We start from the raw sequence: 13037 nt of genomic DNA on the forward strand, positions 1-13037 counted from the left end.
AAGTAAGCGCTTTCTATTAATGGAATGGAAGAAAGGTGTAAAAAATACTTGAATTAATTTTATTACTAAGTACAAAAACAGGAGGTTACGAAGTAAATGATGACTAAAAAGCTAAGGCCACTCATGATTGCTCTTCTGTTGTTTTTTCAATCGCTTCCTATGGAGATTAGCGCCGCGGCCACGGTATCTGAGTAAAAAATGATATAGCGAATACTAGCCTTTCTGCGAAAGTCGGTGATTTAGGTCAGATAGAAGAACTTTATATCAATAATAACCCTACCAATAAAAACGGAGAGCCTATCAATTTTGTTCTGCCTAACGACACAATCCCTCAAAAAATATCCAGCACCAATGGATGGGCGAAATGATTTTTTCTTATCGCCACTGGTGACAGTGAACAATTCCCTAACAACAGAGAGGGCTTTCTAGAGGTAGATACCCATAAAACGCTTGCAGCCGGCGGATCAACAAAATACTCTGATATCAATCCTAATAATCCCTATATAGCGAAAACAGCCTCTGCGGACGGTAAGAAAGTGGAAGACAACTTTATCGGACAGAACCTGGACTCCACTGCCCAGCGCGTAATGAAAGGTTTTGACGTGAAGTCCGTATTTGATATGGATACCCAAGACGGTTCGATGCTGTGGGAAATCACCGTGAAAAACAAAAGCGGAAAATATATTGAATTCGGTGATATCGGTTTGTCCATGCCTTGGAATAACAAATACCAGACTTTATCTGATACCTATGACGACCGTGTAACCGTGCATAATTTTGCCGGCGCCGACAGCGGGTATGCCTATGCTATACAGCATGTAATTTCCTTCGCCGCTGGTGCGGCAGTCGGTACAAAAGAAGGCACATATACGGTCGAGCTCATTGCCAATGACGGACAGAAAACGGGTTCCGGCCAAGTAACCTTTCAACTGGCAGCAACTCCTGAGAAACTGCCGCCGGAAATTGGCCAAGTGACTGTAACTCAGGATGTTACGAATAACAGTAATCTGGTATTATCCGGCGAGGCAATACCTGATCCAGTTCACAGTGCGGTATTTGAACCTACTTTGTCGTATGCATGGACCGTTAAGCAAAAGCCTGATGGTGCTGGAGAGATTACTTTTGTAGGAGGAGACAAAGCAACGGCATATGCACGCGTCAGTAAGGCAGGCACCTATGTGTTTACCTTCACAGCGGCAGACGAAGATAAGAAGGATAGTAAGGATGTAACGATTGAGCTTAAAGAAGACACCAACGACACTTACCGGGCAATTAGCTTAGTGACAAAGAAAGAAATATCCCCGATACTTCCCGCCCAGGTGAATATTCTATCAGATTACGGATTCATGGAGAGGGAGACTAAGTGGGATGTAATTGATCCTGACAGCTATGCGAATACAGGTGAATTCGAAGCTAGAGGGACAGTCAAAGACAGCGATCTAGAAGTACGAACCACTGTATATGTCGTAAATGCAGGGCTGCAAAACGCAGCGCTGACAGCCACCCCGTCTGCTAGCTTCTCCGGCGGTGACGGGTATCCAGAAGCAATGAATAACGGCACCTGAGCCCTAAAGGCGAGACAACGAGAGCAGAAGCTGCACAGGTTCTGTATAATATTTATTTACATCAATGAAGATAAAAGGGATTTAACAATGAAATGGCTGTCCAATAAGTTCTAAAATGAAAAAGGTACGGAAAACGTGATGTTTTTCCGTACCTTTTTTCTGTTGCAGTTCTTTCCGAATAATAAGAACGATATTCCGGTTTGAACGCTTAGGACGTCCCGGACCAAAACTCCAGTATCACTAAGACTTTTTTCATAGCTTATTTCCAAGATTCGACCTTGTTTTCACCCACTGTATAGGCCCAAAGTATAAATTTACAACACTTTACATAAATATATGTTTTTCTTAATCCTTATGAGATAGCATATTAGACGAAAGCGGTGGACAATTATGGAAAAATCCGCCGATCTATTTCTTAAGGAGGAAGGATATGAAGGAGAAGCATTCAGGTTGGAAAAAGAAGCTGCTAAATAGCATGCTGGTTGCATCTGTTGCCGTACCTTTGCAATTGTTCGCATTCGGAGCCGACTCGGCGATATACGCTGAGGGGCCAAGTGACCCCGCGCCATTTATTGAAGCCAAAGTGGTCAACGAGCATTCAGGCCAGAAAATTCTGTTCGACAATACTCACGCGCAGACGGCCGGAGCGGCCGACTGGGTTATCAACGGTGCCTTCTCCGACTTTGGCAATGCACTTGCGCAAGAAGGCTATTATGTCAAGGAACTTCGTAAGACCACTCCCATTACGCTAGGCGATCTTTCCAGCTATGATGTCTTCGTCGTAGCCGAATCTAACATTCCATATAAATCCAGCGAACAGACAGCCATGGCGGAATACGTGGAAAACGGCGGAAGCATCTTCTTCATCGGCGATCATTACAATGCGGACCGCAATAAGAACCGTTGGGACGGCAGCGAGGCATTCAACGGCTACCGCCGTGGAGCTTGGGATAACCCGGCTAAAGGCATGAGCAACGATGAGGCTGGCTCTGCAGCCATGCAAGGCGTGGTCAGCTCCGATTGGCTGGCGGATGAGTTCGGCGTCCGGTTCCGCTTCAATGCGCTCGGTGACATTAACGCAAACAACATCGTGGCTCCCGAGCAAGCCTTCGGTATTACAGCAGGAGTATCAAGTGTAGCCATGCATGCCGGCTCTACGCTGGCAATCCTCGACCCAACCCGGGCGAAGGGCATCGTCTATCTGCCTAAAACCAACAATGCTTGGGGCAACGCAGTGGACCAAGGCGTCTACAATGGCGGCGGCGTAGCGGAAGGTCCTTACGTAGCCGTGGCGAAAAAAGGAGCCGGCAAAGCCGCCTTTATCGGCGACTCCTCCCCGGTCGAGGATGCCACGCCAAAATATTTGCGCGAGGATACCGGTGCCAAGAAAACGACTTACGACGGCTTCAAGGAAACTGACGATGCTGAGCTCTTGGTGAACACCGTTAACTGGCTCGCCGAACAGGAGAGCTATACAGATTTCACCCAGGTAAGTGGCTTAACGCTGGATCAGCCTACACAATTGCATCCGTTCGAAGAGCCGGCACTCTCCACCGAACCGCAGTCAGAGCCATGGGCCGCGCCGAACGCCGGTTATAAATGGTATGACCGCAGTACCTTCAAGGCAGGTTCTTACGGCGGAGCAGCGGCTACAGCAAGTGCGGTGTACAATTTCACACACCAGACTGTACTGCCGAACGCACAGGATTTCCAGATTCGTGTCAGCGCAGATAATCTGCCTGCCAATACCAGCGTATCAGGCTTCCAATTAGGCATCTACCAGGTGAGCAGCGGAGCCCAGATCGCCAAGATCCAGAACAGCGACGGCACTTGGCCGAGCAGCTATGGTTACAGCGCCAACTTTAGTCTGACATCAGACCTGAATGGCCATGCCTACAAAGATCTGACCGTGCAGATCAAACCGGGTACCACGGCTGCATCTAACCTGCGCTTGCGCCAGAACGGAACGAACCTGAAGACCGATTCGGTAACGCTCGGTAACGTCCCAGCAGAACCGCTTCCGGACGAAGAAGATCCGATTCCGGCGACCGTTTCCATCGGCGAAGCCCGAACCAAAATAGTCGGGTCGTTGGTGACAGTTGAGGGAATCGTAACGACTGAGCCGGGTATTTTCGGCGGGCAAACCTTTTATCTGCAGGATGAGAGCGGCGGTCTTTATGTCTACCAGAGCCAAAGTGGCTACCATGCCGGTGATACGGTCAAGGTAACTGCGTCCACGGCGCTGTACAATTCGGAGCTAGAGTTGACCGATGTTGTACAGATCGAGAAGACCGGCACAGTCGAGCTGCCTGAGCCCGTTGCCGCACCAGCGGTGAACGATACCAATCAAGGTCAGCTGCTCAAGCTTAATGACGTGAAAGTGTCGAATATCATCACCGCAACGCCAAGCGGTTCCTTTGAATTTGACGCCGTCGCCAATGACGGGACAAGCAATCATATCCGAGTAGATGTCCGGACGGGTATCACGAAGGACAGCTTCCCTTATGCGGAAGGACAGAAGCTTAATATTACGGGCGTAGCCGCGATCTTCAAAGGCGTATACCAGCTCAAGCCTAGAAGTCTCGGAGACTTCAGCGTGGTGGAAGCAGAGGCGGCTCCGGTAACGACAGCGACGTTGTCGGTGAATCCGAACGCTGCTGGCTGGTTGAACCAGCCCGCCGAAGTGACCCTGAAGGCCGACTCCGATACAGCAAAAGTTTATTACTCGTTGAATGGCGCCGCACAAGCCATATACAGCACTCCGTTGGCCGTAAGCAAAGACGGACAGAATACGCTGACTTACCATGCGGTTTCGGACAAGGGGAAGGCGGAAGAAACCAAGTCACTGAACCTTAATATCGACACGGGTTCACCGACAGCGGAGCTGACGGAGTCTGGTCATGCGGTCGGCGATGTGGATGAGGAAGCCCAGCTTAAGTTTGTATTGACTGCCGAAGATAACCTGTCTGGCGTAACCTCCAAACAGCTTCTACTGGATGGACAGCCCATAACCGACGGACAGACGCTGAACGCTGCGGAGCTGGGTGCTGGGCCTCATACTGTAAGCTATGTCGTGATCGATGCCGCAGGCAACACTACCGAAAAGAGCTACAAGTTCCAAATTACTGGCGGAGCTGCACTCGCAACTGACAAGCCTGGTCAGCCGGTGTTGTCCTCGAACAGCGGCTACGGTAATGGACTCAGTGAAGGCAACTTTACCGTCACCATGAACCTCTGGTGGGGCAATAACGCTACCAGCTACAAGCTTTATGAGAATGGCACGCTGATCGATTCCAAGTCGCTGAAGGATATATCACCGTCCGCCCAGACGACAAGCACAGTGCTTCACAGCAAGCCGAACGGCAACTATGTTTACACAGCGGAGCTGACCAATAAATATGGCACAACTAAGAGCCAGCCGCTCACGGTGACGATACGCGACGCCGCTCCGGGCAAGCCGGTTCTGGCCCATGACAACTGGGACGGAGACGATTCTTATAAAGTAACGATGAATCTGTGGTGGGGTACTAACGCCACCGAGTACCGCCTTTACGAGAACGGGCAGCTAATTGACACGCAAGCGCTAAACGCCAACACGCCAGCAGCGCAGAGCACTACAACTGATGTCACTGGCCGCGCTTCCGGCATGTATGAATACCGGGCGGAGCTGGTCAATGCAGCGGGAGAGACCTTAAGCGATACCATCAAGGTAACCGTCAGCCGTTAATGAGATGAGCGCTTAAGTCTTGTACGAAGTATTTCAAGGGCTGCATATGTAACAACATATGTAGAATCATACGATTAAAACAACCTAGGGTGCATGCCTTAGGTTGTTTTAGTTTTGATTTCAATGCATTTAGAGATTGCTTTCTTTTTGGCTTGTTCATATTCCGTTCATATTCTCGTCACGAAGAGTACATCTTGGTTGATTACACTTTGAACATGTAGTCAAGGCGGCACTTCAGATACAGGGACAAGGAAGGGAAGAGATGAACGTGGCAAATATGGTGGAAATAAAAACAACGGGGACTAAGAGCCACAAGAAACGAAACCTATGGTTAAAAATAATCGGAGGTATTGTAGGAGCGCTCGTGCTGTTCATGGGCATCGTTTTTATCGTTAATGTTATCAGCAACGGGGTCGAGAAAAAGAAAATCGAATCGTATGGCCAGTATGTCAATGTGGACGGGAAAAAGATGAATGTGCTCATTCAAGGCAGCGGAGATCAAACCGTTGTGCTCCTTCCGGGACAAGGAACCCCGACGCCTGCGCTTGATTTCAAATTATTGATCGATGAAATTTCCCCCAATTATAAAGTCGTGGTGGTCGAGCCTTTCGGTTATGGTTTGAGCGATGAAACCAAGAAAGAAAGAACGACAGAAAATATTGTAAGTGAGGTTCACGAAGCTCTGCAGCAATTGGGTATTAACAGATACATTCTAATGGGACATTCTATAACTGGACTTTACGGAGCATCCTATGTGAACACCTATCGGGATGAAGTTGTTGCTTTTGTCGGCATCGATAGCAGCGTTCCCAATCAACCTGGTATGGATGTCAAATTGCCTATAAAATCGATGCAGTTTCTCAAAAAATCAGGTCTTATGAGATTGGTCCAAAAAGTGAGCGGAGATCCGTATGAATCGCTTGCATTCGATGAGCATACCAAAGAACAGATGCGTTTGATTTCGAATCAAGTTGCGGTCAATCCAACGTTAATGAATGAATTGAGCCACCTCGGTTCCAATTTTAAAAATGGAGAAAAACTCACAATTCCAAATGACTTGCCGTTGCTTCTCTTTGTTCAATCGAATAATGAGCACAATAAACAGTGGATTCCGCTTCATGAGGAGCAAGTCAAACAATCCGCACAGGGAAAAATGATCCCGATGGAAGGTTCACATTACCTGCATCATACAAAATACAAAGAAATCGCCGAAGCATTCAAAGAATACATGAAGCAGATCCAATAGAATGGTTGATAACTAAACTGCGGAGCCGAACTTGGTTCCGTGGTTTCTTTATTTTGACATTAAAAAATACGATATTTAAACCTTATTCCTGGGACATTGGAGTTTGGTATACATAGAGACAAATCTTGGTCATCTCATCAATGGATTTTGTAAAGTCGGATTGTATCCATTTGAGGAGAACATTATAGAGGGCTCCCGCTTTAAAGTATATACGATATATATTCTCTTCGCTTTTGTCCTGAGCAGTAGAGAGCATCATTTCATTCAAGCAATCCAGAATCACATGATCAAACTTCGCGCTTTGAAGAGCCTTGTAGATGCTACGCTGTTGAAAAATAATTTCAAAAAGCACTTTAATAAATTTTTGAGGTTCTTTGGCTTTGCCTGTTAATTCATTGGTGTAAGGCAAGAGTTTTTGATTAATTTCAAAAATAAGCGAATCGACCAAATCCACCAGGATCTCTTGCTTGGAGGAATAGTTATTGTAATAGGCCGTTCGAGAGACTCCTGCGCGCTTCACAATATCGGTGATGGTGATTTTGTTAAACGGCTGTTCCTGGATCAAATAGACTAATGCCGTGCAGATGGCCTCTCTTGTCAAACGGTTGGTTTCTTTATTGGACTGATGCTGAGAGGTATTTGGACTGTATAATTCATGATTTGAGATGACATTTCCCCTCCGTTTGTACATTCTGGTGTTCGTTTCATTGTTTTTCATGAGTCTTTTCAATATGCTAAAACCATAAGGCATTACAAATGTAATGTCAAAATTGTAGTTAGATGAAATAGGAGGGCGTCATGTTAGAAAACTTATATAGACGATTGTCAGCGGTGCTGCTTTTGACCTTAGCACTCTGTGCTACGGTATTTATTGGCAAAGAGACGGTAATCTCGATAGTTACCATTATCTTTTTATTAGCAGAATTAGGCATCTCTTTTTTGCATTTAAAAAAGCGTGAGAAGTTACATGTGGTATTCATTAGTGTGGTGGCGGCGGAAGGGTTGTTTTTACTAACAGAGGAATTTTGGCTGCTTGCGCTTTCTATCCTGCTGCTGATCGTAGCGGGCATATGGAGAGGACTGTTTTGGCAAAAGGAGAGTAGAAGAGTCACTGCGTTTCTAGTGGTTCGAAGAGTGTTATTTAGCCTCGCAGCTCTTATCGTCACTGTACTTTGGGGTATTGGAATCTATGCAAAACCTATTACAAAGCCTGTGGCATTAGCAACGAATGCGGCAGTGACGATCGATGAACATACATTGGATTCTGCAGCAGTAATGCTGAAGGATATTGAGGTAATGAATTCTTTTGGAAGCCGTACAACCGGCTCTAAGGGTCACAATCAATTCATTACATGGCTGGAGCAGCAGGTAACGGATATGCGGTTGAATGTTTATCGTGATCGTTATACCTTTGACCGATGGGAAGAAAAGAGCAGTTCTTTAATGATTGATCAGCAGGAAATTCATGTCTCTTCAGCTTTCCCCTATTCCGGAGAGACTGACGAAAAGGGCGTAACAGGGGAACTGGTGTATACGAAGCGCGGTGAATATGACCAGGCCAGCGGGAAAATTGCTGTCATTGAAATTGAGAATTTTAGAAATTTCCCAAGTGGGATCGTAATGAACATGCGGGATTCATCTCCAATGGAAAGCCAAATTGCCCCAAATGAAGGCGATCTAGTTCTCACTACAGCTTTAAAAGAAGCTAAATTGGAGCAAGCGAAGGAAATGGGCGTAAAAGCAGTTGTTCTAGTCTGGAAAGGGGTCTCCGATGATAAGGTTGCAAAGCAATATGTGCCTTTTACCACCGATTATGCTGGAATCCCTGCGATCTGGGTTAATGAAACGGATGGGCAGAAGGTGATCAGCGCAGCTCAGGAGCATAAAGAAGGTACAGTTATTTTAGAAGCAGAAATACAAAAAAATGCTCCAACAGAATCCTTTTATGTGAAAATTGACGGTAAAAATAAAGACGAAGCGATAATCGTAAATACGCATACGGATGGGATAAATGTAGTGGAGGAGAATGGTGCTGTGGGCATGCTGTCCATGATTCGTTACTTACAGCAGGAGCAGCCGGAACGTACGATGATTTTCGCTTTTGTGACAGGGCATTTTAGATTACCGGATTTCAAAGGGTCTTCTCAAGCAACTTCCACCTGGATGGAGGGACATCGAGAGCTCTGGGATGGCAAGAAAGACCATTTAACAGCTGTAGCTGGAATTACGGTTGAACATTTAGGTAGCATGGAGTGGAAGGACGATATTACGGGTCACTATGGCCCTACTGGACAAATAAGTACTGAATATACTTATGCGGGCAATGAAATGATGGCAGCCATTTGGCTGAAGGCTATTGAAAAGACAGATAGCACACGTACTGTATTATTGCGTGGACATAACAAGTTTGAGTTTGGAGAGAGTCAGCCTTTATTTGAATCAGGTATACCTGTAATTGGCTTCATTCCAATGCCCGATTATCTACTAGTGAATAGTGAAAACAGAGAGATGGATAAGTTTGATGCAAAGCTAATGCATACGCAAATTGTATCGTTACTAAAAGCGGTCAAGCTAGTGGACGCAACGGAGACGACTAAGCTAGGGAAATCAGACGGGTATTCTTTTTTCTATGGCCGAACTAAATGAAGGAAGTTGACTGCATCATAAGTCATAAAACTAAAAGTAAAGGAGAGAAAACTACATGTTGATCAAAAATGTTGAGGACCTTGTATTAGAAGAGTTTACAACTTGCTTTAACGAAGCCTTCTCCGATTATGTCATTCCATTTCAAGTTTCTTCGGAGCAATTAGCTGATAAGTTTGCAGGTGCGGAAGTGAATTATCAGTTGTCGTTCGGTGCTTATGATCAAGATAAGCAGGTTGCATTTGTTATGCATGGCATCGGTGAACATAACGGTAAAAGAACTGCATTTAATACCGGTACAGGAGTCATTCCTTTATATAGAGGGAAAAGGCTAGTCGAACAAATTTATCGTCATGCTATTCCCTTTTTTAAAAAACATCATATTCAAAAATGCTTGCTTGAAGTGATCCAAACCAATGATAAAGCTATAAAAGCGTATACCGCCATAGGATTTCAAATTCATAGAGAATTGGTTTGTTTCAAGGGGCGCATTGATGTAACCCTTCCGGACGATCTTAGTTTTACTTCCATTGCTACGGTTCGACTGGAAGATTTGGATTGGACATCGGTACATTCTTACTGGAATTTCGAACCATCTTGGGAACAATCTGTTCATGCAATTTTACGAAACCCGCATTTATACGATGTGGTCACGATAAGGGAAGAGAATAAGATTTGTGGATACGCGGTAATAAAATCGGCCAACGGAGCAGTTCTACAGTTCGGTGTTTTGCGAGAAAAAAGAAACCGAGGATTTGGACGTTCCTTATTTCATTGGATCGGAAAGAGATATCCAACCATTACCGTCAATAATGTAGACAAAAGAGATAGAAATTCTATACGTTTCCTTCAAGGAGTTGGTCTTGACGTATACATCGAGCAATATGAAATGGAAAAAGATTTGTCATGACGAAGATGACATAGCGATGCCATTGGTAAGCATTACGATATTTAATTCAAAAACACTGATGATTTGAGTCAGTGTTTTTTATATTGAAAAAGGGAGTATATATTACGGATTAGGATGAGAAAATATCGTTTTTCTCTAACATCAAATTAGGAGAAGACTTGTGACATCACATATATACTAATGAATCAATAGCTCCTTCGGGTGATTTTTGTGTTATTCACTGAGTTGTTAGAAAGATTTGTCCCTTTCTTGAACGTTTAAGGATTAAGAGTTTTCTGTGATTGAATTACTTGCATTTTAAGATAAGATGATTTTAATCATTAGGTCACATTATTAATTTGACTGCTCAGTATCAGGTAAATCAGGATCGCCAACTCTTGATTTGTGAAATTTTTCTCTTTTTACATATCAAAGAACGAGGAACGTCATACTAAAACGAATAGGCAACGATGTCACTGAGCCCGGTTAAACCTGATATTGAATGCAGCCCAAGAGTAAGCCGGCCTAATCATAAGCATCAACTTATCACGAAAAATGAACAGAGTTTGAAGGGAGAAGTAAAGAATGGCAATTGATACGGTGCTATGGAGCAGGCTGGTGACAGGCTTGACTCTCGGGTTCCACGTTATTTTTGCGACGATTGGCGTCGGTATACCGCTAATGATCGCTATAGCAGAGTTCATCGGGATCCGAAAGAAAGATCCCCATTATACACTTATGGCGAAGAGGTGGTCTCGCGGATTTGTCATTTCTGTAGCGGTTGGTGTCGTGACCGGTACAGCGATTTCACTACAACTGGCACTGGTGTGGCCGAATTTTATGAAACTGGCTGGGAATGTTATCGCTCTTCCGTTATTCATGGAAGTGTTTGCGTTCTTTTTTGAAGCCATCTTCTTGGGCATTTATTTATATACGTGGGATCGGTTCAAAAATCCGTATATTCATTGGCTGCTGACGATTCCTATTGTCGCTGGGGCAGGCATGTCTGCCGTCTTTATTACGACGGTGAACGGATTCATGAACCAGCCTGGAGGCTTTGTCATGGAAGCAGGCCAATTCACAGCGATTGACCCAGTGCAAGCGATGCTGAATACGGCGACGTTCTCCAAGGTGTTCCATGTATTAAGCTCGGCCTATTTGACAGGAGCTGCCTTGTTAGCCGGGATTGCAGCCTTTGCGATGCTGAGAAAAGGGGTATCCGCATACCACAAAAAATCCTTGAATCTCATGATGGCGGTTGTTTTACTGTTCGGCTTGCTGAACACGTTAGCTGGAGATGTGTCCGCCAAGTTTTTGGCCGAGCATCAGCCGGAGAAGCTTGCAGCGGCAGAGTGGCATTTTGAGACGGGTAGCGGTGTGGATTTGGTTTTAATGGGATGGCTGAATGCAGAGCATGAAGTTCTAGGGGCTCTTCATTTGCCGAAGGTGCTCAGCTTCCTGGCTTTTGGAGACTTTAATGCAGAGGTAACGGGGCTGGAGGAATTCCCCAAGGATGAATGGCCACCGCTTCTGGTTCATTACCTGTTTGATTTAATGGCCGGAATCGGATTTGCTCTGCTCGCGATAGCAGTCCTATATTTCCTGTTTGTGTTCTGGAAAAAGCGCAATGCGCTTAACAAGTGGATGCTTGGCATCATCGCACTGATCGCACCGCTCGCTTTTCTAGCTGTAGAGCTAGGTTGGTTTTATGCAGAGGTTGGGCGACAGCCGTGGATTATCCGTGGATATATGCGTGTAGAGGAGGCTGCCACGACTTCACCGAATGTAAGAATTATATTCTTCGCCTTATTGCTCTTGTACATCGTACTCGGCAGTATGTGTGTAATCGTGCTAAGACGCTTGTTCAACAATAATCCGGCAGAAGGTGAGATGGAGAAATGGATGAAGGAACATCCTAATCCATCTACGGAAAAGGGGGGCACTGAATGATGAGTTACGAAATAATTGGCATCTCGGTGCTCTGGCTGTTCTTGTACGGCTATTTAATTATAGCTTCCATTGATTTCGGTGCAGGATTCTTCGCCTTTTATGCTCGTTTGACTAAGCAGGATCATCTCATTAATCGTCTGATTTCCCGTTATTTATCACCCGTTTGGGAGATCACAAATGTATTTTTTATCTTTTTCTACATTGGCATCGTCGGATTTTTTCCGGATACAGCCTATTATTATGGCTCCGCGCTGCTAGTTCCGGGAAGTATTGCAGTGATTCTTCTTGCGATTCGCGGTTCGTTCTATGCTTTTGAAAATTATGGTTCCAAGAAAAACATAGTCTATCTTTTTTTGTACGGAGCTACAGGCCTGCTTATTCCGGCTTCGTTGTCAGTGGCGCTAACTTTGTCTGAAGGCGGCTTTATTGTGAAGCAGGCTGAGTCAGTTTCTCTGGATTACTGGGCGCTGTTTACCAATCCGTTATCGTGGAGCATCGTTGGACTGGCAATCGTGTCCGTTTTGTTCATAAGCGGCTCATTTCTGACTTTTTACGCATCTCGTGCAGAGGATCATTCCGCGTTGAAGCTGATGCGGAACTACGCCCTGTTTTGGAGCACACCGACGATAATTCTCGCACTGACAGCATTTATCTATTTGGGCCAACACAATGAACGGCATTTTCAAAATATGATGGATTTATGGTGGCTCTTGGCACTTTCCGTTGCTTTCTTCATGATCGCGATGTGGCTGTTATATAACGGACGCCGTTACGGATTAGCTTTCATATGCATCATGTTGCAATTTTTCTGTGCTTTTTTCGCGTATGGGATTGGGCAATACCCTTATATTCTTGATCCGTATATCACGATTCAGAGCAGTGCAACTTCACCAGCAATGGGCTTGGCGTTAGTTGTTGTATTTATCGGCGGTCTATGCCTGTTGATCCCATCCCTTATTCTGGTCTTCAAACTCTTCCTGTTTGATGCGGATTATGTAAAAGGGAAAAAATAAAGCT

General features: G+C 45.2%; 8 protein-coding genes. 7 read left to right on the forward strand and 1 reads right to left on the reverse strand.

What is annotated here, in order from left to right; all coding sequences use genetic code 11:
- Positions 1-536: 536 nt before the first annotated feature.
- From NST74_RS15260 to NST74_RS15270, 3 genes are all read left to right on the forward strand, one after another.
- A complete protein-coding gene (locus tag NST74_RS15260; protein ID WP_341112986.1) occupies positions 537-1565 on the forward strand; it encodes a hypothetical protein in 1029 nt (342 codons plus the stop codon).
- A gap of 430 nt (positions 1566-1995) precedes the next feature.
- Positions 1996-5292 carry a chitinase N-terminal domain-containing protein gene (locus tag NST74_RS15265; protein WP_341112987.1) on the forward strand — a complete coding sequence of 1099 codons (3297 nt, stop codon included), beginning with the start codon at positions 1996-1998 and terminating at the stop codon, positions 5290-5292.
- 262 nt (positions 5293-5554) lie between these two features.
- Positions 5555-6538, forward strand: a complete 984-nt coding sequence (locus tag NST74_RS15270; RefSeq protein WP_341112989.1) for an alpha/beta fold hydrolase — start codon at positions 5555-5557, stop codon at positions 6536-6538.
- Positions 6539-6620: 82 nt separating this feature from the next.
- On the opposite strand, the gene NST74_RS15275 is transcribed toward NST74_RS15270, so the two are convergent.
- Positions 6621-7256: a TetR/AcrR family transcriptional regulator gene (locus tag NST74_RS15275; RefSeq protein ID WP_341112992.1), complete on the reverse strand. Its 636-nt coding sequence runs from the start codon at positions 7254-7256 to the stop codon at positions 6621-6623.
- Between the two features lie 80 nt (positions 7257-7336).
- On the opposite strand from NST74_RS15275, the gene NST74_RS15280 reads away from it, so the two are divergent.
- The 4 genes from NST74_RS15280 (at position 7337) to NST74_RS15295 (ending at position 13033) form a co-directional block, all read left to right on the forward strand.
- Positions 7337-9184: a hypothetical protein gene (locus NST74_RS15280; RefSeq protein WP_341112993.1), complete on the forward strand. Its 1848-nt coding sequence runs from the start codon at positions 7337-7339 to the stop codon at positions 9182-9184.
- 55 nt (positions 9185-9239) lie between these two features.
- Positions 9240-10091, forward strand: a complete 852-nt coding sequence (locus NST74_RS15285; protein ID WP_341112994.1) for a GNAT family N-acetyltransferase — start codon at positions 9240-9242, stop codon at positions 10089-10091.
- A 564-nt stretch (positions 10092-10655) separates the two neighbouring features.
- Positions 10656-12020 carry a cytochrome ubiquinol oxidase subunit I gene (locus NST74_RS15290; protein ID WP_341112995.1) on the forward strand — a complete coding sequence of 455 codons (1365 nt, stop codon included), beginning with the start codon at positions 10656-10658 and terminating at the stop codon, positions 12018-12020.
- Entirely contained in the window at positions 12017-13033 is a 1017-nt protein-coding gene (locus NST74_RS15295) for a cytochrome d ubiquinol oxidase subunit II (RefSeq protein ID WP_339286590.1), read from the forward strand. The genes NST74_RS15290 and NST74_RS15295 overlap by 4 nt, the downstream gene beginning before the upstream one ends.
- Positions 13034-13037: the final 4 nt, after the last annotated feature.

Source organism: Paenibacillus sp. FSL F4-0125, assembly GCF_038008565.1.
In the GTDB taxonomy this organism is placed as follows: domain Bacteria; phylum Bacillota; class Bacilli; order Paenibacillales; family Paenibacillaceae; genus Paenibacillus_AQ.

Excerpts from the sequence above, each read along its gene's own strand:
- NST74_RS15270 (WP_341112989.1), top strand. The coding sequence starts at position 5,555 with ATGAACGTGGCAAATATGGTGGAAATAAAAACAACGGGGACTAAGAGC.
- NST74_RS15280 (WP_341112993.1), top strand. The coding sequence starts at position 7,337 with ATGTTAGAAAACTTATATAGACGATTGTCAGCGGTGCTGCTTTTGACC.
- NST74_RS15265 (WP_341112987.1), top strand. The coding sequence starts at position 1,996 with ATGAAGGAGAAGCATTCAGGTTGGAAAAAGAAGCTGCTAAATAGCATG.
- NST74_RS15290 (WP_341112995.1), top strand. The coding sequence starts at position 10,656 with ATGGCAATTGATACGGTGCTATGGAGCAGGCTGGTGACAGGCTTGACT.
- NST74_RS15275 (WP_341112992.1), bottom strand. The coding sequence starts at position 7,256 with ATGAAAAACAATGAAACGAACACCAGAATGTACAAACGGAGGGGAAAT.
- NST74_RS15295 (WP_339286590.1), top strand. The coding sequence starts at position 12,017 with ATGATGAGTTACGAAATAATTGGCATCTCGGTGCTCTGGCTGTTCTTG.
- NST74_RS15285 (WP_341112994.1), top strand. The coding sequence starts at position 9,240 with ATGTTGATCAAAAATGTTGAGGACCTTGTATTAGAAGAGTTTACAACT.